The 24,858-nt window shown below is 62.2% G+C and carries 25 protein-coding genes, 1 tRNA gene and 1 pseudogene; 14 read left to right on the forward strand and 13 right to left on the reverse strand.

The features are described from left to right. Nucleotides 1–18 precede the first annotated feature (18 nt). Nucleotides 19–321 (reverse strand): DUF4193 domain-containing protein, encoded by a 303-nt coding sequence (locus I6N91_RS04985; RefSeq protein ID WP_133403603.1) that lies wholly within the window; start codon nt 319–321, stop codon nt 19–21. Between the two features lie 261 nt (nt 322–582). Here I6N91_RS04985 and I6N91_RS04990 point away from each other — a divergent pair, with 261 nt between their 5' ends. Beyond that, nucleotides 583–1,134 (forward strand): MarR family winged helix-turn-helix transcriptional regulator, encoded by a 552-nt coding sequence (locus I6N91_RS04990; RefSeq protein WP_198811181.1) that lies wholly within the window; start codon nt 583–585, stop codon nt 1,132–1,134. Nucleotides 1,135–1,284: 150 nt separating this feature from the next. Next, entirely contained in the window at nt 1,285–1,551 is a 267-nt protein-coding gene (locus tag I6N91_RS04995; RefSeq protein ID WP_198811183.1) for a hypothetical protein, read from the forward strand. Between the two features lie 48 nt (nt 1,552–1,599). Here I6N91_RS04995 and I6N91_RS05000 read toward each other — a convergent pair whose 3' ends face one another. From I6N91_RS05000 to I6N91_RS05010, 3 genes are all read right to left on the reverse strand, one after another. Then, the gene (locus tag I6N91_RS05000) at nt 1,600–1,827 is read right to left on the reverse strand and encodes a helix-turn-helix transcriptional regulator (protein ID WP_198811185.1); all 228 of its coding nucleotides are present in this window, start codon (nt 1,825–1,827) and stop codon (nt 1,600–1,602) included. Continuing rightward, nucleotides 1,827–2,474, reverse strand: coding sequence for a DUF2975 domain-containing protein (locus I6N91_RS05005; RefSeq protein WP_198811187.1), 648 nt, complete (start codon nt 2,472–2,474; stop codon nt 1,827–1,829). Before I6N91_RS05005 ends, I6N91_RS05000 begins: the two co-directional genes overlap by 1 nt. A 102-nt stretch (nt 2,475–2,576) precedes the next feature. Further along, the gene (locus tag I6N91_RS05010; protein WP_198811189.1) at nt 2,577–3,020 is read right to left on the reverse strand and encodes an SRPBCC family protein; all 444 of its coding nucleotides are present in this window, start codon (nt 3,018–3,020) and stop codon (nt 2,577–2,579) included. 220 nt (nt 3,021–3,240) lie between these two features. Here I6N91_RS05010 and I6N91_RS05015 point away from each other — a divergent pair, with 220 nt between their 5' ends. Continuing rightward, nucleotides 3,241–3,936 (forward strand): hypothetical protein, encoded by a 696-nt coding sequence (locus I6N91_RS05015; RefSeq protein ID WP_198811191.1) that lies wholly within the window; start codon nt 3,241–3,243, stop codon nt 3,934–3,936. A 34-nt stretch (nt 3,937–3,970) separates the two neighbouring features. Here I6N91_RS05015 and I6N91_RS05020 read toward each other — a convergent pair whose 3' ends face one another. Beyond that, complete coding sequence (locus I6N91_RS05020; RefSeq protein ID WP_198811193.1) at nt 3,971–4,777, reverse strand: GAF domain-containing protein; 807 nt, start codon at nt 4,775–4,777, stop codon at nt 3,971–3,973. A 264-nt stretch (nt 4,778–5,041) separates the two neighbouring features. Here I6N91_RS05020 and I6N91_RS05025 point away from each other — a divergent pair, with 264 nt between their 5' ends. Together I6N91_RS05025 and I6N91_RS05030 are read left to right on the forward strand one after the other, a co-directional pair. Next, nucleotides 5,042–5,344, forward strand: a complete 303-nt coding sequence (locus I6N91_RS05025; RefSeq protein ID WP_120167448.1) for a DUF4193 domain-containing protein — start codon at nt 5,042–5,044, stop codon at nt 5,342–5,344. Nucleotides 5,345–5,475: 131 nt separating this feature from the next. Next, nucleotides 5,476–5,832: a hypothetical protein gene (locus I6N91_RS05030; protein ID WP_198811195.1), complete on the forward strand. Its 357-nt coding sequence runs from the start codon at nt 5,476–5,478 to the stop codon at nt 5,830–5,832. 89 nt (nt 5,833–5,921) lie between these two features. On the opposite strand, the gene I6N91_RS05035 is transcribed toward I6N91_RS05030, so the two are convergent. Then, nucleotides 5,922–6,707 (reverse strand): hypothetical protein, encoded by a 786-nt coding sequence (locus I6N91_RS05035; protein WP_198811197.1) that lies wholly within the window; start codon nt 6,705–6,707, stop codon nt 5,922–5,924. Nucleotides 6,708–7,036: 329 nt separating this feature from the next. On the opposite strand from I6N91_RS05035, the gene I6N91_RS05040 reads away from it, so the two are divergent. Then, nucleotides 7,037–7,264 (forward strand): DUF2188 domain-containing protein, encoded by a 228-nt coding sequence (locus I6N91_RS05040; protein ID WP_120167438.1) that lies wholly within the window; start codon nt 7,037–7,039, stop codon nt 7,262–7,264. Nucleotides 7,265–7,317: 53 nt separating this feature from the next. Here the strand turns inward: I6N91_RS05040 and I6N91_RS05045 are convergent, their stop codons facing one another. Further along, nucleotides 7,318–7,746 (reverse strand): DUF732 domain-containing protein, encoded by a 429-nt coding sequence (locus tag I6N91_RS05045; protein ID WP_198811199.1) that lies wholly within the window; start codon nt 7,744–7,746, stop codon nt 7,318–7,320. 32 nt (nt 7,747–7,778) lie between these two features. After that, entirely contained in the window at nt 7,779–8,198 is a 420-nt protein-coding gene (locus I6N91_RS05050; protein ID WP_198811201.1) for a hypothetical protein, read from the reverse strand. 211 nt (nt 8,199–8,409) lie between these two features. Here I6N91_RS05050 and I6N91_RS05055 point away from each other — a divergent pair, with 211 nt between their 5' ends. Further along, a complete protein-coding gene (locus tag I6N91_RS05055; RefSeq protein WP_307843239.1) occupies nt 8,410–11,124 on the forward strand; it encodes an alpha-amylase family glycosyl hydrolase in 2,715 nt (904 codons plus the stop codon). A gap of 794 nt (nt 11,125–11,918) precedes the next feature. On the opposite strand, the gene I6N91_RS05060 is transcribed toward I6N91_RS05055, so the two are convergent. Further along, a tRNA-Met gene (locus I6N91_RS05060) sits at nt 11,919–11,992 on the reverse strand. A 422-nt stretch (nt 11,993–12,414) separates the two neighbouring features. Here I6N91_RS05060 and I6N91_RS05065 point away from each other — a divergent pair. Next, on the forward strand, nt 12,415–12,933 hold the full coding sequence (locus I6N91_RS05065) for a hypothetical protein (protein ID WP_198811203.1): 519 nt from the start codon (nt 12,415–12,417) through the stop codon (nt 12,931–12,933). Here the strand turns inward: I6N91_RS05065 and I6N91_RS17550 are convergent. Further along, nucleotides 12,838–13,581, reverse strand: a complete 744-nt coding sequence (locus I6N91_RS17550; RefSeq protein ID WP_198811205.1) for a DUF1643 domain-containing protein — start codon at nt 13,579–13,581, stop codon at nt 12,838–12,840. The genes I6N91_RS05065 and I6N91_RS17550 overlap by 96 nt on opposite strands. Nucleotides 13,582–13,996: 415 nt before the next feature. Between I6N91_RS17550 and I6N91_RS05075 the strand changes: the two genes are divergently transcribed. Next, nucleotides 13,997–14,638 (forward strand): hypothetical protein, encoded by a 642-nt coding sequence (locus I6N91_RS05075; RefSeq protein WP_198811207.1) that lies wholly within the window; start codon nt 13,997–13,999, stop codon nt 14,636–14,638. A gap of 157 nt (nt 14,639–14,795) precedes the next feature. Here the strand turns inward: I6N91_RS05075 and I6N91_RS05080 are convergent, their stop codons facing one another. Together I6N91_RS05080 and I6N91_RS05085 are read right to left on the reverse strand one after the other, a co-directional pair. Then, complete coding sequence (locus tag I6N91_RS05080) at nt 14,796–15,323, reverse strand: hypothetical protein (protein ID WP_198811209.1); 528 nt, start codon at nt 15,321–15,323, stop codon at nt 14,796–14,798. A gap of 234 nt (nt 15,324–15,557) precedes the next feature. After that, nucleotides 15,558–16,934 carry a sigma factor-like helix-turn-helix DNA-binding protein gene (locus tag I6N91_RS05085; RefSeq protein ID WP_198811211.1) on the reverse strand — a complete coding sequence of 459 codons (1,377 nt, stop codon included), beginning with the start codon at nt 16,932–16,934 and terminating at the stop codon, nt 15,558–15,560. 290 nt (nt 16,935–17,224) lie between these two features. Between I6N91_RS05085 and I6N91_RS05090 the strand changes: the two are divergent. From I6N91_RS05090 to I6N91_RS05105, 4 genes and pseudogenes are all read left to right on the forward strand, one after another. Continuing rightward, nucleotides 17,225–17,506 (forward strand): annotated as a pseudogene (locus tag I6N91_RS05090) (helix-turn-helix domain-containing protein); the annotation flags it as partial. Nucleotides 17,507–17,568: 62 nt separating this feature from the next. Next, nucleotides 17,569–18,537, forward strand: a complete 969-nt coding sequence (locus I6N91_RS05095) for a hypothetical protein (RefSeq protein ID WP_198811215.1) — start codon at nt 17,569–17,571, stop codon at nt 18,535–18,537. Between the two features lie 206 nt (nt 18,538–18,743). Beyond that, entirely contained in the window at nt 18,744–19,919 is a 1,176-nt protein-coding gene (locus I6N91_RS05100) for a toxic anion resistance protein (RefSeq protein ID WP_307843240.1), read from the forward strand. Next, nucleotides 19,916–20,740, forward strand: coding sequence for a hypothetical protein (locus tag I6N91_RS05105; RefSeq protein ID WP_198811219.1), 825 nt, complete (start codon nt 19,916–19,918; stop codon nt 20,738–20,740). The genes I6N91_RS05100 and I6N91_RS05105 overlap by 4 nt, the downstream gene beginning before the upstream one ends. Before the next feature lie 486 nt (nt 20,741–21,226). Here I6N91_RS05105 and I6N91_RS05110 read toward each other — a convergent pair whose 3' ends face one another. Next, nucleotides 21,227–21,778, reverse strand: a complete 552-nt coding sequence (locus tag I6N91_RS05110; RefSeq protein ID WP_198811221.1) for a hypothetical protein — start codon at nt 21,776–21,778, stop codon at nt 21,227–21,229. Between the two features lie 139 nt (nt 21,779–21,917). Between I6N91_RS05110 and I6N91_RS05115 the strand changes: the two genes are divergently transcribed. After that, nucleotides 21,918–24,020 carry a hypothetical protein gene (locus I6N91_RS05115; RefSeq protein ID WP_198811223.1) on the forward strand — a complete coding sequence of 701 codons (2,103 nt, stop codon included), beginning with the start codon at nt 21,918–21,920 and terminating at the stop codon, nt 24,018–24,020. Nucleotides 24,021–24,858: the final 838 nt, after the last annotated feature.

Here is a 24,858-nt window from a genome sequence, read left to right on the forward strand (position 1 = left end):
TCACCCGAGACGTGGCCGCTAGCCTTCGCATTCGTTGCAGTAGGCCAGGCCGTTCTTCTCGAGTGCGATCTGGCTGCGGTGCCGGACCAGGAAGCAGGAGGCGCAGGTGAACTCGTCATCCTGCGGCGGAATCACCTGGATGAGGAGTTCCTCGCCGGAGAGATCCGCCCCCGGCAGGTCGATTCCCTCCGCCGTGTCACCGTCCTCAATGTCAACGGAGGAGGACTGCGCACTGCTTCCACGGTTCGCCTGAAGCGCTTCGAGGGACTCCGCTTCCTTGTCCTCGTCGTTATTGCGGGGTGCGTCGTAATCCGTTGCCATGGTGGAGCCGTTCTGATGGGGGTGTCGGAGCTGGGGAAGCGTGTTGCAGCATCCGAGTCTAACGGGAAATCGGGATGGCTTTGACATGATGGGTGCTTTATGCCGGGAGCCTTGTCATATTTACGTAGAACGGGCCAGAACAGTTCCGCGAAGCACGCCGCTGCAGGGGTGAACAACGCCCTCCCGGGGGCGATCCCGGGATGCGCGCCCGCGGAATGGACACCTCGGCCCCCTCGTTACCAGATGGTCTAGCATTGCGCTATGGCACAGCAGCGTTCCAGACCTTCATCCGGATATTGGTACGCCCCGGAGCCGGAGCGGGGGCTGGCGGTGCTCAACGCGCTCAGGGACTACCGCAGCGCAGAGACCGCGATGCGGCGGCGGACCCGGGACTCCATGGGGATGAACGAAACCGACCTGCTCGCCGTCCGGTTCCTCCTTCAGGCCGAGCAGGCCGGTGAGCGGATCGGCCCGAAGGACCTCGGGACGAAGCTTGGCATCTCCTCCGCCTCGACGACCACCCTCATCGACCGGCTCGTAGCCAGCGGGCACGCCCTCCGGGAGGACCACCCCACCGACCGCAGGGCCCTGGTGATCCGGCCGACAACAGGCTCCGACGCCGAAGTCCGAGCCACCCTGGGCGGAATGCACGCCCGCATGATGGCGGTGGCCGCATCACTCAGCGACGGTGACGCCCGCGCGGTCATCGACTTCCTCACCAAGATGCGCGAGGTCCTCGATCAGGACGAGCACCAGTCCCCTCCGGCCGGGACCAGTCAGGGCGCCGCGGGGGGCGCCGGCCCCTCGGCCTGACCCCGCCGTATCACCGGAATCGGGCCCTGCCGCCGGCCGGCGCTGTGCCGGAATCCGGCAGCCGGCCGGGCCACCGGGACGCGTACGCTTAATGAGGAGCCCGGCCGCTCCTACCGGAGCGGGCGGCCGCATTCATCAGCGAGGGGGCATATGGAATCCGAGACGACCTACGGCGTCGAACCGGGCGAAGGTTTCTACACCTGGCCCCGGCCGCTGCCGCCGCCGACGCTGCGGGTCCTTAAGAAGGGGCTGCTGCTGGCGGCCGCCCTGCTCACCGTCCATCAGTTCATCCCGGCCGGCAGCGCCGGTTCCCTGGTGAGCGAGGTCTTCACGATCGCACTCGTGATGTCCTGGCTGGCTCCACTGGGCCGGATGTACACCCGGCTGGCCGGACGCCGCGGCGACCGTTCCGGCTAAGCAGGACAGCGCGCCGCGCGCACCGCATGGGCCGCGTCCGGGACCGGCTCAGCCGGGATCGGCCACCACCAGCAGCTCGCCCACCTGGCAGTCAAGGGCGTCGCATACCGCGGCCAGGGTCGAAAAGCGGATCGCTCGAGCCCTGTCGTTCTTGAGGATCGAGAGGTTGACCAGGCTCACTCCGACCCGGCGGCTGAGCTCGGTCAGGGTCATACCCCTTGCCTCGAGCAGTTCATCGAGGCGGCAATGGATGCGTTCCTCGGACTCGGCGGGCATCAGACCAGCCCGACGACGTCGTCCTGGAGCCGCCGGCCGCGGTGCACGATGGCAGCGAAGAGCGCCATCACCAGCCCGATGACCACCGGGGTGGGGCTGAACTCAAGGAAGAAGACGGTCCGGCCGTCCGCCCCGGGGAACAACCCCGAATACCCGACAAGCCGGTCCCTCCCGGCGGAGCCGAGCGCCTGGGCCAGCGTGCCGGCGACCGCCACGAGGATGCCCACGACGCCGATGGCCCCTTCCGCACCCCGGGTGAAGGTCCGTTCCGCCGCGATCCGCCGGCACAGGACCCACACCAGCACGCACACGGCCACAACGATCAGTGCGTTGAGTCCGGCCGAGACGGCGAGCAGCAGCCCCTCGGTGGGGGGCACCGACTCGAAGGCCACCTCGACACTGCTGTAGCGTGCGCCCCGCACTTCCTCGACGACGCCGTCGACCCGGGGTACGGCAATATTCCCGAGGGGAAGGTCAAGGGTCACCGGCCCCGTAAGGAGGGCGCGGATCTCGGAAACGGCGAGGGCCGTGGCCACCACCGCGACAACGGCCGCCACGACCATCAGGAACACGGCCTCGGCGCGGGACATGACCGGCGTAACAGCCCGCTTCAGCCGGGATGGAGATCTTCCGCTTCTGGGTCCCATAACGTCGTCCTTTATCGAGAATCGTTGTTAATGATTTTCGATAACTTATCCCCGCCCGCCCGGGTGGTCAAGAGCGGCGCCCCGAACCGGCTCCTGCTTCGGTCAGGGCTTGGCCAGGTACTCGTTGCGGACATCGATGAGCTGCTGAAGGTAGGCGGCAAGGAAGATCCGCTCGGCCGCCCGCCCGAGGAGGCCCAGCGGCGCCGAGAACTCGATGCGGTCGATCATCACCGACCCGCCGTTCTCCCCGCGGAATTCGTGCTCGTGCCGGAAGCTGCGGAACGGTCCCCGGACCTGTTCGTCAACGAACCGGTGAGGCGGCTCCATCTCGGTGATGCGGCTGGTCATGGAAAAGGGGAGGCCGAAGTGCCACGCCCGCCACGTCACCTGCTCGCCAAGGGAGATCGTCCCTGAGGTCACCCCTGCCACGGCCCGCTCCCGGGAGCGCGCCATCGATTCCCGGTGCGCGTCGATGCTGCGGGACCGTTCAAACAGCTCCGTCACGGGCAGCGGCGAGCGGGTGGTGCGCTCGAAATAGACGCTCATTCCCCGAGTATTGCATTCCATCCCCACAGATTCCGACGTGCCTCAGCACCGGGATTCCCAAAGGGCGCCGGCCGGTAACGGTGAGGACCGCATCCCGGCTGCCACTAATCAGACGAATTGGCAAGGGCTCTCCAACAGCGAATACTTGGTGCGTTCCCTGGACCCTCCGGATAAGGTAAGGTCTGCAGGGCGGAGGCCCCTGCAGTCTGGGGAGTATTCGGTGCGTAAGGCTGAGAGCTGGCTGAAATCGGCGGCGGGAGCGGTGGCGCTGAGCACGGTGATCCTCCTGGGATCACCCGGTGTAAGCGCGTACGCCGTCCAGGTGACTGCGGAAAAGGACGGACACGTCCCGCCCGGGCAGCAGAAGGGCCAGCAGGAACCCCCGCCGGGCGAGCCGGAGCCCCAACCCACGACGAACCCCCCGCCCACCGTCCCGGTGGAACCGACGACTCCACCGCCACCGGAAGTCCCCACCCCGGAGCCGACGCCCGAACCGACGCCCGAACCGACGCCCGAACCGACGCCCGAAGCGCCGCCCGCCCCCGCCCCGGTGGCACCGGTGGCCCCGGTGGCACCGGTGGCACCGGTGGTGCAGCAGCCGCCGGTCTTCGTACCCGTGGCTCCCGCTCCCCAGGTCCTCCCGCCAGCACCCGCCGCGCCCAAGGTGGTCGTCCCGCCCAAGCTCAAGCCCAGCGCGCCCAAGTTCTCTACCCCGCCCTTCGCGACGGCGCCTTTCGCCAGCCAGCTTCCCGAAGGATCAGCGGCCCCTGCGGAGGAAGAGGCCGCCGAAGCGGCTGCGCCCGACACTGCGGCCGCCAGCACGGCCAAGGTCAGCCGGGTGGCGGGGATCGCAGGGACACTCATCCTGCTTGCGGGCGCCGTCGTCGCCTTCGCCCGCCACAGGCCCCTGGACTGACCCGCAAGTATCCGCAGGCGGTGAGGCGCTGGGCCTAGGCGTCGATTTCCTGCTGGGCGAGGGCCGCGAGGGATTTCAGGTTGGCTGCGTCGGTGTCGCTGAACGCCCGCGGTTTGTCGTCGATGACGCACAGGCTTCCGATCCTCCAGCCGCCTGGACCGGTCAGCGGGTGTCCCGCATAGAAGCGGATGTGCGGCTCCCCCTGAACCAGCGGACTCGAGTTGAAGACGGCGTCTTTGAGCGCATCCGGAACGACGAGCATCCTGTCGGCGCGAATCGTCTGGTTGCAGAAGGCGATGTCGCGGGGCAGGTTCTGGCCGATGGGTCCGGCGAGGGACTTGATGAACTGGCTGTCCCCGGTGATCAGGGCGATCGAGGACGAGCTGACACCGAACTCGCGTTGGGCGCGCCGGGTGATCCGGTCGAACCGCGGCTCCCCCGGGGTGTCGAGAAGCCCGGTCCTGCCCAGCGACTCAAGCCGCCGCAGCTCCGCTTCGCGTTGAATGGCCTGGATCGCGCCGGCGGCTCCGAGCGTGCTGAGGGCCGGATCGAGCCAGCCGCCGAGCTGGCCTGAATAGCCGGCGGCCGCCGACACCTCGCCCGTACTGTAGGGCGCCGGCTGGACGGAGGACCCGCGGTCCTCGAGCATCTCATTGATGGCGTGGGCGACCAGGTCCCGCTCCAGGGAGGGCAGCACCAGGAGCCCGTAGAGGTAGGCCTCGACGTCGAGCGGATCGAGACGGCCACCCATCCCGGCGTAGTTGAGCCACAGGTCATAGGAGTCGAGCCCGGCGGCCGACGCGCTTTCGATGCTCAGCCACTGCTGGGCATACCTGTCCATTGCAGGCACCCGCCATCCCACCTTTCACTCCAGTAAAGTTTTGTCTATCCGTCAACCGTAACTGAAATAGTGCGGACGGAGGAGAGAAAGAGAGAACGCGTCGTGGCCCGTTCCGCCGGCCCGGGGCCATTCCTGCCGAGACGCCGCGGAGCCGCCGGAACCGTCAACTCTAGGGCTCGCACACGGAGCGGTCCATGACTTTCCTTCCCAGCTCCGGCATGTACTCTGGTGCAGCGTCCATTCCTAGAAGAAAGCAATTCCCCCATGGCAACCGATTACGACGCCCCCCGCGTCGCGCAGGAAGACCAGCCGGCCAACGAATCGCTCGAGGCGATTCAGGCCCAACGCAGCGCCACCACGCAGACCGCGTTGATCGACGTCGAGGACGGCGATACCGCCGAAGGCTTCGATCTTCCCGGAGCTGTCGTCGATGACGAACTGCTCGTCGAGGTCGTTCCCGTTCAGGAGGACGAGTTCACCTGCATGTCCTGCTTCCTCGTCCACCACCGCAGCCAGCTGGCGCTGGACAAGAACGGCGCCAAGTACTGCAGGGAGTGCGAAGGCTAAAGGCGGAGCTTCCCCGACCGGCCCCTTACGGCGTCGGACCCGCGCCCATCCGGGGGCGGGTCCGGCGCCGAATTGTCAGTGGCAGCACATAGTCTGACTACGACGTTCAGGCCGGGCCACCGAGGAAAACCATGAACACCGCCGTCCTTCCCGCACCGCAGATCTTCGATCGTCCCTGGACACGCGAGCAGCTTCTTGGCGCCGCCGAGGCCTCCCGGGAGTCCGAGGAACACACCGACTACCACGGGGCCGCCCGGGCGATGGCCGGCCGGACCCGGTTGGTGGACCTGCCCCGGATCAGGGCCCTGGTCAGCGCCGTCATGGGCGGCACCGATGGGATCTACTACATCTGCTGCTCCCTCTACGGCGCCCATCTGGCCATCAGCTTCCCCGAAGTCTTCACGGACCGCCAGCGCCAGCTGCTCCTGGCGCCGCTTGCGGCCGCCGAGGCACTCGCGGGCGCAGGCGCACTCGACCGTGCGGCTTAGTGGGCCACGAACCCTTCCGGGTGTGAGGCCGGCACCGTTTCCGGCACCGTTTCCCCTCCCTTTCCGGGGCCCTTCCCGGGGCGGGAACGTCAGGCCCGCGGCGATCCCTTCGAGGGGCGGGCACCAAAGCTTTCGGCCAGGTCGAAGGTGAAGTCGATGAGCAGCCCGATCACGTAGACACAGTCCCGCCGGTCCTCAAGCTCACCCTTCATTCTGGTCAGCGCGGCCAGCAGGTCCTCATTGGACCGGCCGTCCTCAAGGTAGCGGTCGACGGCCGCGGCGAGGGCGTCCGCGCCGCCACCCTCTTCGAGGAAGCGGTAGGGCTCCCAGTTGAGATGGTCCCACTGTGAGGCCAGCTCCTCGGACATCCACGGCACCCCGGCCTCCTCAGCCCGCGGCTGGACAGCGGTTTCGAGGATGTCCCGGGTGCTGCTGACCTCGGCCATGATGCGTTCCGGATCCGGCGGCGTGAACGCCTCGAAGCGGTCGAGCGCCGTCCGAGCCTCCTCCACCGCCAGGCGCAGCCTCTCCTCGAAGCTGGGGCCCTCGTAGGGAGCCCGCCCCGACCCGCCGAGGTCCAATACCAGGGCGGAGACGTCGGCGTAGGCGCGGTCTAGCCGGTGGTGCACACCGGCGACGTCCTGGTCGCCCCCGGCAAGTTTCCAGGCCTTCTCGTGAAGCGTGACGGCGGTGTCAATAGCCAGCATCCTCGCACTCGCCGCGATGGCCTTCTTCGCCCTGCGCCCGGCCAGCAGCCGCACGCCGACCAGCCCGGTCGAAATCACCACGGTCAGGACCGACAGGGCCAGGACCCCGGGATCGCTGTCCTGCTCCCGCCCGGCGCTTCCGGTTTCGCTCAACCTTGTCTCGGCCACGATGCCTCCTCGGGGTTTGATTGCACATTCTTTCACGCAATTCCATTACCCGGGAGGGAGTGCCCGGAAGCTTCAGCCGGGGCGCGATCCCGTCCGGTCAGGCCGGAGCGACGACGTCGACGATCGCACTCCTCGTGGCCTCCTCCTCGAACGGCGGGGACCAGACCAACACTCCATAGCGGCCCGGGGCGAGGTTGGCCCCGGCGGACGCCAATATGCCGCACGGACGCATGCGCGGCGCGCATCCGACCACCACCGAAGGAATAGGTGGCCGCCGTCGTTCCGTGCTCGGTATGGTGACGCTGAATGGTCCAACGAGAGGAGATCCCATGCCTAGGGGAGACATCGAAACGTTCCACGAGGTGGGCTTGTGGATGAACCGGCGCCAGGCGGTCGATGACAAGCCCTGGGGTCTTTCTGCCACCAAGGAGGAGGCCGCCGGGATCGGCCGGAGTGTCGCCAAGGCGGAGAAGGTGGAGCACATCATCAGGAATATCGACGGGACCATCGGGGAACGGAACTCCTACGGGAACGACCCCAGCAGCGTCAGCGGCTGAGCGCTGCCGCCCTCATGCTGCACGGCCAATCCTGACGGGGCGGGCACCGCCCGTCACCTGAGGGTAAGCTCCTGCTGCATCGCCATTTCCTGCCTGAACTTGTTGACGTGCTGCGGGCAGAAGGACGCGACACCGGCCCCGGAAATGGTTCTCAGTTCCTCGGTCGTGTACGAACCTGTAGCGTCGCCTGCACGGATCAGGCTGCTCGCATCCTGGGCTGCCCCGCCCTGGTCGTACATCCTGCAGAAGCTCATGGCGATGGTGATGATCTGGTCGCCCTTCATGAACTGCAGGTCGGGATGTTCCCGGCGGACGTAGTCGAGGAATGCCTTTTCGTGAAGTTCCTCGTCCGTCAACGCCGAGACGGCCACCTTCACCCCCGGTGTGAGGTAGTCGGCAGTCGCGTCTGTCCGGGCGTCGGTGCCGCACCCGGCGAGGAGAAGTCCCGCGATGCCGAGCACTACAACCGCAGGGTGTTTCAAGGGTCCCTCCTAGGAAGTATTCGACTCTGATTCTAGTGCCCGGTCAGCGCGCTCCCGCCGCGGTGACCCTGTCCAGCAGGCCGCCGCCGATACAGGCGACGGATGACACGCAGCGCGAGAATCGCGGCCGGCAAGAGGGCGAACAACGTCGCCAGGATGAAGTACTCAGTGACGATGATCGTTTCGGCCGTGCCGGCTTCCCAGAACCGGCATTCAACGCCCAGCGGAAAAACCAGCTCGTCGCCGCTGCCTTCGTAGGGACCGGCCAAGCCCGGGTCCCACCCCTCCGGCAAAAACTCAAGGCAGTAGAGCCGGGTTTCAATGAAGGCTTGGCGGATGAATATTTGGACAAGCTCTCTGACCAACAGGTACCACAGTGCGCATCCTGCGAGTCCAAGAACGACAAGCTTGAGCAGGCCTGTCCCGCCAGCCCCCTCGGCGGTATTCGCCATTTGTCCCCCAAGTTCTTTGAACTAGAGGTCAGGCTACACGGGTCGAATCCATAGCCAGGACTGGGGGTGGCTGCCAGACGATCGAGCCGTGCTGGCAGCTACCCTCCGGCTTTTCGCAAAAAACTTTCACTCAGGTTTCGTGTCGAGGACTGACTCACTGTGTGACATGGGACACGCTGATCTTTCACCCCGTGTTCCCTGAAGGAGATCCGTGAAATCCCGCCACGCCACTGTCGTCGTGCTGACCGCACTCGTCGCCAATTCCGCCGCGTCGCTACCCGCCCACGCCGCCCCGAATGACCCCGGCTCCCCTCCCGCCGTCGCGCAGCACTCGCTGCGCACCGCCGTCACCGATGAGAACTTCTACTTCGTCATGGCCGACCGCTTCCAGAACGGCAGCACGGCCAACGACGACGGCGGACTCGGCGCCGATCCCTCCGTCTCCGGATTCGATCCGACCCGGAAGGGCTACTACAACGGCGGCGACCTCCAGGGCCTGCTCAAGGAACTCGACTACATCCAGGGAATGGGCACCACGTCCATCTGGCTGACCCCTAGCTTCAAGAACCGCGCAGTGCAGCCCGAGGACAACTCCGCGGGGTATCACGGCTACTGGATTACGGACTTCACGCAGATCGACCCGCACCTCGGCACCAACGAGGACCTCAAAACGCTCATCGACGCCGCGCACTCACGAGGCATGAAGGTCTACTTCGACATCATCACCAACCACACCGCCGACGTGATCGGCTACGATGCCGGCGAGCGCGCGCCCTACATCTCGAAGGACGAGGAGCCGTACCGCGACGCCGATGGAAACGAGTTTGACGACCGTGACTACGCGGGCACCGGCACTTTCCCCGCCCTCGACCCGGCGACCTCGTTCCCCTACGTGCCCGTGGTGCCGGAGGCCGACCGGGACCTGAAAGTCCCCGAGTGGCTCAACGACCCCACGCTCTATCACAACCGCGGAGACACGACCTTCACCGGGGAGGACTCCCACTACGGCGACTTCTTCGGCCTCGACGACCTCTCCACCGAGAACCCCCGCGTGGTCGACGGCATGATCGACATCTACAAAACGTGGATCACCGACTTCGGAGTGGACGGCTTCCGGATCGACACCATGAAGCACGTGAACGACGAGTTCTGGCAGGCGTTCGGCCCCGAGGTGCTGACCTATGCCCGGGAGCAGGGCAAGGACGAGTTCTTCATGTTCGGGGAGGTCTTCGACACCACCAAGTCCTTCACCTCGCAGTTCACCACCCGCAACCGGATGCAGTCCGTGCTCGACTTCCCGTTCCAGGCCGCCGCACGCGGCTACGCGTCGCAGGGCGCGCCGGCGACCGACCTCCAGAACTTCTTCGCCGGCGACGACTGGTACACGGATGCCGACTCGAACGCCTACAGCCTGCCGACCTTCCTCGGGAACCACGACATGGGGCGCATCGGCAGCTTCCTGGCGGCGGACAATCCCGGGGCCCCGGAGGACGAATTGGTGGCCCGGGACACCCTGGCCCACGAACTCATGTACTTCTCCCGCGGCAACCCCGTGATCTACTACGGCGACGAACAGGGCTTCACGGGCCCCGGCGGTGACCAGGACGCGCGGCAGACGCTGTTCGCGAGCCAAGTGCCCGAGTACCTGGACGATGACCTACTGGGCACTGCTGCGACGCACGCCACCGACAACTTCGACGCAGACCACCCTCTCTACCAGAGCATCGCCACGCTGGCCGAGGTCACCGCCGACCATCCTGCGCTGCGGAATGGCGCGCACCAGCACCGGTACGCCTCCGACGGCCCGGGCATCTACGCGTTCTCCCGCGTGGACTCCGACAACCGGCGCGAGTACGTGGTGGCCCTCAATAACAGCACCGAGCCGCAGACCGCGGCGATCCCCACCTATGCGGCCAAGCGCAATTTCGGCCTCGTGTACGGCGACGCCCCGAAGCGCGCCCGGTCGGCCGCCGACGGCACCCTCAGCGTCACCGTGCCGGCCCTGTCCACCGTGGTGTACGAGCTCTCCGGCGCGATTCCGCACTCCAGCAAGGCCCCGGGCATCAGCCTGCAGCAGCCCGCTCCGGCCGCCGAAGACAACGGCCGCATGAGGGTCGCCGCCGACGTCGCCGGTTCCTCCTTCTACGAGGTCACCTTCGAGGCCCGCACTCCCGGCACCGGGTGGACGAGCATCGGCACGGATGACAACGCCCCCTACAGCGTGTATCACGACACGAGCGGGCTGGCGGCGGGCTCCACCGTTGAGTACCGCGCCGTCGTCCTCGACAACGGCTACCACACGCGGACCTCCCCGCCGGCGTCGGCGGCTGTGCCCGCACCGAAGCTCACCATGGGGCTCCCAGCCGAGGGCACGCAGGTGCAGGGTGACGTCGAGGTGACCGCGACCGCGAGCCCGGAGGACTCCGACCACGCCGTGACGCTCGAGCGGAGCGTGAACGGCGGTGCGTGGACCGCGATCGGCACCGACGACTCGTCGCCGACGTACACTGCCGTCGACGACCTGGCGGCGCTCGGGCTCCCCGAGGGGACGCAGGTGCGGTACCGGGCGGTGCTGGGCAGCTCCGTCAGCGACATCAGGACCGTGACGGTCGGGTCCGTCGTCGAGCAGCCGGACACGGTGGCGGTGGCCGGTAGCCTCAATTCCGAACTGGGGTGCGGCGGGGACTGGGATCCGGCGTGCGACCAGGCGCAGATGAAGTTCGACGATGCGTCGCGGACCTGGATCCTCGAAATCGCCGACCTGCCCGCGGGCAACTACGAGTACAAGGCGGCCCTCAACCGCAGCTGGACCGAGAACTACGGTGCCGGCGGCGGCCGTGATGGCAGTAACATCGCCCTCAACCACGCCGGTGGTCCGGTGACCTTCACCTACGACCACCGCACGCACGTGATTACGACGCACTGACCGAAGTGGACGACGGCGGCCGGGGCCTAGGGGTCCCGGCCGCTGTCATGTCCGAGCTCCCAAGCGCCAGCCCCTGCGCTTGAGCACCCAGGAGAGTCTTGATCCCACACCGACCACAAGGAGGAGGGCGAGGGGTAGCCGAGGGCCCGCGACAGTTTGGCGCACAGGAGCCACGCAAGACGCAAAATCCTGGGAACAGTGGAGCTTAGGGGAATCGAACCCCTGACCTTTTCTCAGGGGACGGCTTATTTCGATACTTGCCAAGGCCTGTCATTCTGCCAATAATCCGCGGAATCTAGGCGTTTTTAGTGACCTGCGAGGTCCATCAGATGTCATCGTATTTCATCGTTTCCGTGTGGTAAACGTGTGACCGACTACGCACTCCTCTCACCGGACGCACCCAGGAAGGCAAGAGCAGAGATCCCATCCGGTGCGTATTACACGGGCGGCCCGCTGATGGGAGCGGACGGCCACCGGACGCCGATTCGCTGGATACTGGGATTCACCGATGGCGGTGTCGACTTATACCTACGAGAGCCTGCCGGCCGCGGAGCAGCGTGCCCTGCCGGTAGCCGATGAACTCACCGCAGCCTTCGATTAGATCGGCGCGGGGAGCGGGGATTAAGAGCATTGTCACCATACCTTGACATAAGCACTATTATCGGCGGCTATACGAAAAGCCTCCAATACAGCTGCGTGGAGGTCAACACAGCGCTGCTCAAGTGTTGTGTTGATAATCGCCGTAGTAAATCTCGGACGCGTACAAGACACAATCTTTTATAGGTGCTGTTTTGTTGCGGGGACAGGATTTGAACCTGTGACCTCTGGGTTATGAGCCCAGCGAGCTACCGAACTGCTCCATCCCGCGGCGCATGGATGACCCCTACTCACCGCATGACGAATACACCAATCAGAGGCATCTGCGGCCTAGACGGGTTTGCTAGCCCTTCATACCTGCGGTGGGGTGGGCGAGTGGCACAGCTCGAGAACGTGACGTCCCTGGGCGTTGATCCATGTATCTGGCATCGCGTCTCGACCAAGCCGATCGGCAATGGCGGGGGCAGCCCAAAGAACTCACCGGGATGATGAATCGGACCCATAACCGGCAGGGATGCGTCCGCGCGGGACTGCTGGACCTCGTTCCAGGCAATCAGGGAAGGCTCACGCGGGCTGGACTCTTGTCAGGGGCCCCAACCACCCCACCTACACTCTTGTTCCTAAAAAGCTCGGAGTGTCAGTGGTGCGCGCGATTATGTAATTGAAGCCAAACACATAGAGGGAGCCGCCACCGTGGAAACGCTCATTGCCGGAGACACAATAACTGTCCAGCCATGGCTCATCCCCACTGATGCAATGCCCGTCGAGAAAACCCATGCGGATCCACTGCTTTGCCCGGCATCGGAAGAGGAATTTGAGTGGATGGCCTATATGACTGGCTGTCGAACTGATTGGTACGACCTCAAATCGCTGGACCGGTTCGTCGAAGTGATCAACATGACATCCCGGAACGGTGACTGGTCGGTCATCCAATCCAAAAATCTCGACCACCGGACCTCTGGCCGCTACGTGCAGGTGATGAATATAGGAAGTGCGTACCACGTGGAAGTGGCATCCAAGGAAGACGAGATTATCCGCAACTGGCGGATTGGACTGGGTACGGAAGCGGATGACGCCGGAAACGAGCCCTACTCTCCCGCCGTCCCAACACAACAATTACCCTTCACCGCAGTCACCGAGGTACTGGACTCGTGGCTGCGAGGGCACGGCATACCGCTTGGCTATGGGGCAGCACTGCACGTCTACGGATGAATACCACCCAGCTGGTCGCATGCGGGCACAAAACCGCCTACAACCACACCAGCGCTCCTCCCCTAGCGGAAACGAACCACCGAGCCCGAACCGCACGTTCCCGGTTCGATACGAGTGCAGCCTCAGGTGTCTAAGCCCCCGGTGGACTCCACAACATAAGGGTGTGCTGCTATGGACGTAGAGCGGGTGACGTGGGTGACCATCCTTCGTTGTACCCCAGCACTGCAGGTCCACTCCCTCGCGTCGGAGAACCTCGAAGACCTGCTGCGCTCTAGTCCGGGCGAAACTGTGCGCTCCCCATGCGGCCACCATCGTGGTGCTCGTCCGAGCTGCATCCAGGATGTAACTGTCATTCTCAGGGCCAACAGCGTCAGGCACCGGCTTTAAACCCTCAGGGTCAGTGCTGCGCAGAGCAAACAGATTGACGACCCGCAGACCATCCGCACCTGTTGCATCAGCAAGGGAAATGCAGCGCCGGACAGTGCGGTCGTCCTGTAACGCATCAGCGACCGATGGGTTGAGCATGATCACCGTCAGAAGCGACCGGTCATCCCTCTGCTTCCACTGACGGGTGAGCTGATACCGGAAGGAAGCTGTGCCAATAGCGGTTCTCAGTGGGTCTCTCAAGGACATGACGATCTCGGACATACAAGAATCTTGCCCCACTACCCGTGGGCGCAACCGCAAGGGTCTGCTGTACGGGTAGGTGACATCTCATATGGCTTGCTCAAAGCCTTACCCATGAATATGGGGCAGCAGACACGTCTCGCCACGTTGCCTTGAGCAGCTCAAACGAATCAACGCTGACATGCACCTGAATCCCGAAAGCGTCCAGGTTGCGCCTCACAGTCGCCAAATTGGTCGCTACCCTCCTAATCCTGGCCACCGTCCGCGCCCGGCCTGACTGCTCTAGCCCGGGTATCTCGGTTACCCATCATTTGCTTTCTCCGCGGGCGGCGACGTTGGCGCAACGCTTCAACACGGGCTTCCGGAGGTCCCTAGAACCGCCGGGTGCCGCGACTAGAGTGCAGCATTAACCAGCTTCAGATGTGAGGAATCGTAGATGCGTCCGGACGACAAATTGTCGGAATTGTTGCGGGCTGCGTACCTGCCCTGTGGAAATTTCGGCATCTGCAGCGAAGCACGGTGGGCACCGGAATCCGGGCATGTACCGCGCGGCTTCCTGGGCGCAACGGGTGCGCTCAAGGACGTAGAGCTCGTGATGGTCTTCGCGGAACCGGGGCATCCCCACCCTTCGGAGGTCTATAACCCTCAGGACGGCCCGGATACGTTGCTTGAAAATGGAATGCGTCATGCTTATCAGTCCTTCGCGGAGGGAACCGATCTGTTCCACCGCAATGTCCGCTGGTTCATGGATCAGCTGTACCCCGATCTCACATTCGATGAGCAGCTTCGACACGTTTGGCTCACCGAGGGCCGCCTGTGTTCAATCGATAACGAGATCGGCGGCCAGAGAGACCACCGATGTGCGCAGCGCTACCTCCGGGCCCAATTAGAGATGCTCCCAAACGCGACAGTCGTCGCCTTCGGAGGGAAGGCACGTGATTATGTTCGGCGCTTGAAAGTCGAACCTGAACACGTAGAGGCGTACGCGTTGGCGCCTCCCGGGGCCAACCACAAGCCAGCGCGGCCGAGCTGGGAAAGGGCGATCGAACTCATCAATTCTCGGAGGGCAGAGGGTTGATGTGTTCGATCGCCAAGCACGAGCCGCGGCCTCTTTTGCAGTAACCGACTCTCCTTGGCGTCATCAGGTGCCCGCGCAGGCCGCCCGAAGCCAGGTTGGAGATTTTCGTAGCCGGCACCATAAGCGGCGCGGTCCTGTGTCGGTGTGCTGGCAGCGGTTAGCGGATACTGATCCAGCGCGTGGCCTGTTCTGCAGTGATGCCGACGTACAGCTGATCGGGCACCTTCAAATAACGACCCGAGATGGCCACCAGCGGCCACATAGGCGCCCCGGCGATGGGCTCGTGTTCCCAGGTGGGCACTTCCGGGTAGTGCTTCCTGAGGTGAGCTCTGATTTTCCGGCATGCGTCGCGCCAGGCACTAACCGGGATCCCCGTCTTCGCTGACACCTCCTCGGTCGAGAAGATCTCTTCCGGGTTCCGTGCGCAAAAGTCCATGACGGTGGCCCACCGTTGCGCGGTGAGCGTCGACCCTTCAGACAAACGCTTCAACGCAGGCACCGGCCACGCTTGATGTCGACCGAAGGCGCCGCGCCGCACCATGTCGACAACCAGTCCATCCCCGCTCAGTTCCTCCAGCGAGGGCGAGGGCGCCTCGCCACGCTGCAGCTGTCGGTACTCGACCATCTCCTTCAACTCCGCGTGATCCTCTTGCGGTACCGGAAGCAAAACCCACTCAGTTGCCATTCTCCCAAAACCTTCTCATTGTTTTTACTGATTGCTACTCCTTCATGTAACCCCATAACCTGATATTTGTACGGTGGATGCTCCTGCTGACTACTTCTTTCTACTCATCTCTTAACCGTTGGGATGTGAGACGCCAAGATGAGACCTCCATGACCAGAGCCCTACCACGGTCGGGTCGACGGAGTCGCTCGGAGGTACGGCCTGACCAGCGTGATGGCCTTACTACAGTGTCTGCTACAGCCACTCGGGATGAATAAGGTCGAGCACATTGCCATCGGTAAGGGCGCGCTGCTCACCGACGGTTGCGCACTGGGACTGCGTCAGGCTGCGTTGCCGGACGCTGCGGGCAAGATTTAGTCGTTGGAGATTGACCTCCGGGTCATCGAAGAAACGTCCGTCACTCAGGCGCTTCTTCACGGTTTCTACCGAGACCCCCAATTGCGTAGCAATCTCCGCTCTAGTTTTTCCTTCGACCTGGAGGCTAACTACATCGTGGCAGTCGGCAACCCGTTGAAGCATGCTTGCGCGTGACCACTCGTTCAGTCCCGAACTGTTTTGGGTCGTAATACCTCGTCGGCGTAGCGCGGATGATACCGCACTAACGCTGATACCGACCTCCTCGGCAATTACAGCCTTAGACCGCCCCTTCTCAGCGAGTGCTACTACCATCTCGTCCTGAGACTCATCAATCCGTTTCCGAAGAGTCGTTACACCGGCCTCTTTCATCACCTTACGAATACGTGTCTCCGAAATAGCTAGTTCCTGACTAGCATCGCGTACGCTCGATCCGCCGCGGATCAGTTCGAGTGCCTGCGCGTCGAGTTCCCGCGCCTGCCGCCGCATAACCGCGTGCCACTCGTGGCGGGCATTTCGGAGCATGAGTTGGACGGGGCGCGGCATTGCGTCCGCATACGGCAGAGTGGGCAGTCCGACGTCTGGAAACTGCTCTTGCAACTCAAGGATCTCTTTTGCGGTCGCATCGGTGAGGTGAAAGCCATCACCGCTGATTCTCTCTCGCACTTCATCACTAAGCGCTGCCCACAGTCCACCAAGACGTTGTGCCTGTGCTTCTTGATCCTCCAGCTTCGCGTTGTAAATATGCGAGCTAGGTTGCAGCACCACAACTTCGAGGCAGTCCCGCTCAGCAACCGGATCAAAGGTGGACCGATAGTAACCGGGAACCATGACGCGTTGCCCTAGTACGTTCAGCGAACGGACCCTCCAATGATGATGAGCAGCGTAGCGAGCACCAAGGTATCCGATACGATCCCCGTTCATGTCAACGGCGAGAGCAGTGTGATCATGAGGATTACCCGGCTCAGGTACTAGCTCGAATTCGCCCTTATAGATAGTGCCCGAGTAACCGCGGCTCTGACCGGACTGCTCATACTCAGTGCCACGCACGAATGACCACGACCCTGCTATTTCATCGAAAGGGCGGTCGTCGTAAGGTTCGACCCCGTCAGCTTGCTTCCAGGACACCAACATCAAACTAGAGCTCACCCGAATGTACTCTCCAGGTAGGCGTCGGTATCTTTGAGCGCTTCGCTGGCGCCACTCTTGACGAGCGTTGGCTAGTTCGGCTTTGGACATTCCTGCAGCAATAGACATCCAACGTGGATTGCCAAGGAAGCGCTGCGATTCCGTCGAAGTTGCGGTGGGCATTCCAGGATCATATACCGCCTATGTCATAGGCCTACCGATTCCAATCCGAAGGGTCTGCCAAGCATTGCCGGCAGTCGGAACCCGCCAGAACTTTCGCAACGAGCCGTTGCTGACACCAGGTTCAACCGGCTACAAAATCGCAACTTCGAGTGGGCTGCCTTGGGGCGTGGGACAGCACCACTTACGATGCGCCCGTCTTGCAACCGGTGGGTTGCAACACGCTTGGTCGAGACATTATGGTCTTCACCGTCATGGCAGCCCTCGCTCAGATGGAACTCGAAATCAAACGAGAACGCGTCAACGACTCCAACACCAAACGCCGCGACGCTGGCCTGGACCTCGGCGGACGGCGCGTGGTCTTCTCCGACAGCCAAATCGCCAACGCCCACCGCCTTATCGAACAGGGACAACCCGCCTCTCACGTCGCCCGCGACCTCGGCATGTCACGGGCCACCCTTTACCGGCGAATAGCCAACCTGGACGCTCAACAATGGCTTTCAACCCAACAGTCCGGTTGAACCGCTCATCTCATATCTAGACGTAGCCTGAATACTTCAGCCGTCATGACCGAGGAAGTTCCATGCGCCGCATCAACGCTCTGGCCACAATGGCCCTAGCCACCACTCTTTCGCTCGTGGGGTGTTCGTCAGACTCGACAAGCGACGATGCGCCGACCAGCGTCGGCAGCACAGTGCCTTCGGCTACCGCGGAAAACACCCCGGAGACGTACGAGCTCGGCCGAAGCTTCACAGCGACAACCTCCTACGGAGCAACGCTGACCCTCGAGATCCCTAAAGCCGGACCACCCGAAATAGAGCAACTACGGACCGACCTGAAAATCGACCCCGTCAGCTACGCGAAAGTCGGCATCGACAACAGGCAAGGCACCGAAGACGTGTCCGTCTACCTCGTCACCGTTTATGACGAGGACGGTACTGCCTACGAGTTTCAGGACTTGTCCGTCTACCACATAGCCGATTGGGGCCCCGACTACACGGACGCCCTCGGCGGTGTCGAAGGTCAGTACGGATACACGTTGGCTGACGGCACAGTGCTCGATGAAAATGTTGGGGATGACCTGAGCAGGATGTCCACCGAACTTCACAACCAGTACCTTAACGGCACGAATGCTTCGAAGCTCGAGGTCTCCACTGGGTGGCTTGCTTCCAGCACGACCGAGCTACCGGACCGGATCACTGGTATCACCATCCAGCCCTACGGCCTGAGCGAGGAAGTAGCCATGGCACCAGGCGGAACGATGCCCTCAGTCAAGGCAACTCCGGTCCCAACCGCCGGTCCGACAGTTCCGTCTGCCCAGCCCACCACTCCTCCAAGCGAACCGACTCCGGCTGAGGACCCTACTACTGATACGAGTTCGGCTGAGAAGTTCACCTACGAGGAAGCGCTGGCAGCTCTCAACAACGGCATGCCGTACTACGAAGCTTTCTGCCTTCGCTATGAACCGACAACCGACGGAGGCAGATCCCAATGCAAAGGCATCGAAGCCGGCACCGTCGACCCCGTCACCGGGGAATACCTCGGAGGGTGAGTCTTCCGTACGGCACTCGCACCGATATTCTCGGCAATAACAACTGGTTGTGGGGTGCCTGTTGCTCCAGAACCAAAATCCTTAGCCATGTCTCGTACTTAGATAATCCGGCTAGGATTCAGCTAGTTCCGGAAACCGAGGAGTAAGTCATGTCGAATCCACTCGACCTCAGTAGTGCCCAATACCCAGAGGGAGAGAGTCCTCTCGTGTTGGAGCCACCGAAGCCCGTGGTGGAGGTGACTATCCATGAGCCGGAGAAAGTCGGCGGCATGGTTCTGGTAGATGCGGACGCTCAACGGAAGCATGCCGAGACCGCAAAGAACTTCCTTGATGACCTGTTGGCGACTCCATTGCAGAGCCCGGAGTTCCAGACGAAGATGGCGCAGCTGACGCGTTTGGGCGAAGGCACGATGCAGCAAGCTGGTGCCGCTTCCAACCGCATGCTGAACAGACCAGCAGCTGCCCTCGCCGCCACGGGCGCGGACCCTGCATCGCGTACAGGCAACACCCTGGTGGAACTGCGCCAGATCGTCACAGCACTGGATCCGAAGCGGCACGACCTGGCCGGTACGAAACGTATGTTCAGGTTCCTCCCTGGAGGCAACGCGATCGAACGGTACTTCATGAAGTACGAATCAGCCCAGGCACAGCTCGATGCCATCACCAAGGCACTGAAGGGCGGGCAGGACGAACTGCGGCAGGACAACGCCGCGATCCAGACCGAGCGCGATGCTCTCTGGGCGGCCATGGGACAGCTGGCCAATTATGCGGTGCTCGCCAATCACCTGGGAAACGGGCTCGAGGAACGAGTCGTGGGACTACGCAACCAAGGGAAAACGGACGACGCGACCACGCTTGAGTCGGATGCTCTGTTCTACGTCCGCCAGCGCCACCAGGATCTGATGACCCAGATGGCCGTCTCCATACAGGGCTACCTCGCGCTTGATGTGGTCAAGAAGAACAACACGGAGCTCATCAAGGGTGTGGACCGGGCACTAGGCACCACTCTCGCCGCGCTGCGGGTTGCTGTCATCGTTGCGCAGGCGCTGGCGCAGCAGAAAATCGTTCTCGCACAGATCGATGCCCTGAACTCGACGACTGCGGACATGATCGTCTCGACCTCGGAGCTGCTCCGCTCTCAAGGCACCGCAATCCACCAGAACGCAGCCAAGGCGACCATCGACCCCGCCAAACTGCAGCAGGCGTTCGACAACGTATTCCAGGCCATGGACGAGGTCGACCGGTACAAGGCCGAAGCAGCACAGTCGATGAAACAGACAGTGCAGGTCCTTCAGGGCCAGGTTGACCGGGCCCGCCTGCAACTAGAACGCAGCCACGCCTCCGACGCCGCCACGATCCTCCCCCCGAGAGGCCAACAATGACACGCTTTACCGCCGGAAACGTCCTCAAGGCACTACTGGCCCTCCTCTTCAGCATATTTGTCGCGTTCTTCGTGCTCCTCATCGGCATAGGCGCGAAGAACAAGAAAGTGATGATAGAGGGGGCGATTTATGCAGCCGTGTTCATCCTGGCCTTCTCCCTCACAGGCCCTGAGGACAGTGCCCTTTCTAACCTGTTGGCTTTAGCGGGTCTTGGGTCGATGGCAGTGGCAGCAGTGCGCTGCTTCATGCTTCGCGACCTATGGCTGCCCCGAAAAAATCGCCAGCTCCCGCCGGAGATAATGAATCAGCAGCACGCACCCTTCCAGCCCACCTACCAGCAAGCCCCGCCCGCGCCGGGACCGGGGCCCTCGTTCAGCCCACCAGCGAGTGATTTATCTCCGGATCTGGCCTGGATTGCATCGTACGCAAAGCAGAACAAGCACCGTCTCCCATCAGACGCGTATGTCACCATCCTTGAAACATGTCAAACCCTGGACGCGGTGATCGACGTGGAGACGCGGCAGCCCTCAAAGGACGCCCGTTTCGAGTACGAGTTGGCAGCCATCGTCCGCGAATACCTCCCGGCAGTTCTCCGCGGATACCTCGCCGTACCGCCTGCAATGGTCGAGAACCGGCAGCCCAACGGAAAGACCGCCAACGAGGAACTCAACGAACAACTTCAACTCCTCTCCCGTCAGGCCGAAACACTGCACTCCAGCCGCCACCGCCAGACATCTGCAGAACTGACCAGCACGGGCAACTTCCTCAGAGAACGCTTCGGGCACCACCAAAAAGGTGAATTCGACTTCGGTATCGAGTGAAGCCACGCTCGAGCCGCACGGAGCCAGACATGACTGCGAGCATGGCTATGCCCATCGGCCCCGTGCTATTGACGCCTTTGGCAACGCTGCGGAATAGCACTCCCCTATGGTCCACCAAGTGCTTCAACCGCCGGCGCGCTCCTTGTGCTTATCAAAGGATCGTTTCTACTTAGGCGAGAATTACCGGCAGAGACACATTGCTGAGACAAACCAGGGACATGGAAGTCCCCGCCGATGCTGGGAACGCCCGGACTGGTCGGCAAGCTATCAGTCCGTCCTACCAAGGGATCCTTTGCTAGGACGACCGAAAGCGAATCAGCTCCCGGATCAGCGTCCGCACACGGCGCCCTCACCGGGCATTAACTCGCGCAGGTCCTATGGGAAGGGAGCCAGCCAGACACGAGTAGAGCACAGCGACTCGCGGGACGTTAGGGCTTGGCGTTCCGATGAGGGACCGGCGGGTTAGGCCAAACCCGACATCAACGATCAAATGGTTCCGTGACCTTGCTCAAGCTGTCGAACTTCATCCCGGCTCAGGAAGTCCGGGCTGTCGATACGCCGATCCCAGGTTCGATTTCGCGAGTCTGTGTACCGAAAGAAGTAAAACCTGTCGAACTCCCTGAGGTCCGTTGTCATGGCCGGCACCGATGCGATCCCCATGTCATTGGGAAGGACGACAGGATCCCCCGTTTGGGAGGAGCGGGCGAGCACCGGTCGCCACATGGTGCCATTCCAGTATCTTACTTCGACCGTGCGCAGTGGATGTGGCGTCGCGTTGTAAATCGAAATTTCGTACTGGAAGGGAACGTTCATCCCACCCAGAAGTCGATAGTGACTTGTTACTAGTCGAGCCTCTTCTTTACGCTTGCGGGCAGTACGGACACACCACACGACGAAGCCGATGACAGCGAGCAGAACGGCAAGTCCGAGCGCGAGCCATCCAACACCATCGCTGAAGTCGAGCTTTTCGAGGAGATCACTGGTCGATTCCAAGCTGCTCGGTCGTGACTGAAATCCAAGAGCTACCAAATATCGCACTCGTCTACGATAGCGTCACCAGCATGAGGTCGCCCACGACGGACCGACTAACGGGCACTGGTGCAATGCGGATGTCGGAGGACTTCGATAAAGTCCTTCCTACCTCCACCTACGCCGGCCTGTGTCACTAGCACGTCGGATGATAGACGAGGACCGCCGGCCGGTGATGGCCACGGACATCGCAGTTCTTAGGGGAAAAATGACCGAGACGTCCAGTGCACTAGTTGGATTCGCCGTACTACGGGCTAATTACATCGCGGACGCTCCGAGCTACGTAGACAATTTTCGTGGATTCATTTTGGGAGTCCTGGCGGAGCACTCTCCGTCAACTCTTACGCGAGAATCGATTGCAACGGAGATTCACGAGAAGTTTGGAATAAACATTCCCGACTTAGTTGTAGAAAAGATTCTCAAGAGAGCTAAGCGCACCAAGCATATTCAAGGAGACGTGAAGGGCTACTCCCTGACTACCAGCGGCGAGAAGATCGCCCCTAATGTCACAAGTTTGAGAGATAAGTACCTTCGCCAGCAAAGAAGCTTGGAAGAAAGATTCTACTCCTTTTTGTCAGTCGAGTTCCCCGATCACGCGGAGTTGGCTTCTACGCACATCGCTAAGGAACTAGGTGACTATCTTGAACGCCATGCCATCCCAGTTATCGCAAGCTCCGTCGCTGGTCGGGCAATCGTAAGACCGGAAAATACCCGCACTGAACGCCCTTTCGATTATGTGATAGCGAGATTTGTCGCCCACTTGTACGAGCGAGACGATGTGGGGTTTTCATACTTGGAAGAAGCCGCTAAGGGCGCCATACTCTCAGCTGTCATCACTTTGGACACCTCATCGTTTCAAAACTCCCTCAGCTCACTGCACGTATACCTGGACACTCCAGTTCTCATCGACCTGCTCGGCTACTCAGGCGAAGCCCTAGAGAGAGCGTCCAAGCAGCTGATTGAGTTAGCAAGGAGCCAAGGCGCTCAACTTCGGGTGTTCGAACACACCCTCCGGGAAATGGAAGGCGTGTTACGAAGCGCCGAAGCTTTTTCTAAGAGCAGCAGAGGGCGGGATGCACGTCCAATCGATCTTTATTTCCAAGATCAAGGGTGGAACTCCGCAGACATCTTACTTGCATCACAAAAGCTGCCCGATGCAGTAGAGGCGATGGGTATCAAATTAGTACCGAAGCCTGACACCTATCACGCTTTCGGGCTTGATGAAGAAAAGCTAGAGATAGCCCTGCAAGAATTCGTTGGTTACAGATCCGCATCAACACGGGAGTTTGACTTGGAAAGCTTGTCTGCGATCCACAGACTTCGGAGGGGTCGTTCACTTGGAGCTCTCGATCGATGTGGCGCAGTACTGCTTACCGACAACTCCGACTTGGTTCGCGCGTCTCGTCGGGTGGAGGGCGAGCGGCACGAGTGGCCCTTAGCGATGACCGATTCGGCCCTGGCTGGCATCATTTGGGCTCGAAGCCCTTCCGTAGCTCCTGATCTTCCCAGAAACATGATTGTTGCATCGGCTTATGCAGGAATGCAGCCAGATCCGTCGCTCTGGTCGAACTATGTGCACGAAGTTGGCTTGCTCGAGGCTCGCGGGACAGTATCCCCTGACGAAGCAGTTGTGTTGCGTTCAACCACGGTAGGCCGCAATGCTCTGATGGATGAAACCCTTGGCCGCGGGTCTGCCGTTACTTCCGATTCCCCCCTAGCGGTACTGGAGCGCCTTCGTAACTCCATCGAAGAACCTATCCAAGTGAAGTTACGAAACCGCGAGACAAGCGAAGCTATGGCTAGCGCGTCAGCGGACACAGCTGCAGCTGCGTATATAGAAACATCTGAGGTGGTTGATCGCCTCTCCGGAGAGCTTACTTATGAGCGAAGTGCTCGCACTGAAGCCCAGCGGCGGCTCCGAGAAAGAGAGGAGGCGGACAACCGGCGGCGGAAGGAAATTGAAGCCGCGGCCGAACGCCATTCAAAACATCTCCTCAGGACCCTCGTTTGGGTGATAGCAGCTTGCCTTGCGGGACTCTCGGTGGTCAACCTTGCAAATCCTGAGTGGCTATCCGAGCTTCCTCTACTAAAAAACGCTGTATGGGGGGCGACCGCCATCGTTGGAATATTCGCGGTCTTGGACACGATGGGGCAGGGAACTGTTGCTCAATGGATCAAGCCGGTTGAGTCGAAGCTTGCAGACAAGTTAGCTGAACGCGCTTTGCTTCGCGCTAATCTATTGAGTACGTAGCTCGGCATTCACATTGCCATTTTCTCTATTCAAGACTGAGCACATACCAGCAATATGGAGGAGGCGTATGGAGCAGCCATGAGTGTTCCGGGGAACCAGCCCACTTCCTCGACCCGACCCCCGAGGCGGTCGCGGAGCTGATCGACAAGGTGGTGAACCAGCCGTAGCCGGAGGACCCGGAGCAGTTCGGCGCGTATTTCACGAGCATCGGTTGTACCTCCGGGCCCTTGTGGACGCATCCGGACGACCTCCCGGAATTCACGCACGGCGTGCTCGGCCACCGGCACTCATCCGACGGCGAACCAGAACCGAACTGGATGAAACCCCGCATCCCAGCGCCTCGGTTACATCCCCTCCAAGCACTGACCGGGATCCCCCGTCCCACTGCCGTATTGGACCCGCCCACGAAAGTGTCCGTTGAGGGATCCCTGAGTGAGAATCACTGTCTACGAATGCTCCGGACTTCCCAAGGAGCGAATATATGCCGCGCTTCCACTGATAGCGGGCGTGTAGCGCCCAGTATCAGAGGTGAGAACGAAGTCCACCGCTTTATCGAGAAGCGAGGCAATGGCTTCGTCTGGCTGTCCCGCAGCATGAAGAGCGACCGCCGCTATACCTGCAGCCCTCGCCCGGCCAGACGATGCATCCAGCCCTAGCGCACCAACCACCTCACACCTCTGGCATCCAAGGCAATCGCCGTGAGTGCCGACTCACGGCCAGTCATATCGCACGGTGGATTGCACCCGTCCCGAGCACGTGCAGGGCCCCGGCGGTGCCGCTGGCGGCAAGCTTTCATGTGTCCGTCATGCCGTCCCGACACCCTGCTCCCATGAACGGG

The organism is Arthrobacter sp. MSA 4-2, assembly GCF_016405885.1.
Taxonomy (GTDB): Bacteria; Actinomycetota; Actinomycetes; order Actinomycetales; family Micrococcaceae; genus Arthrobacter_D.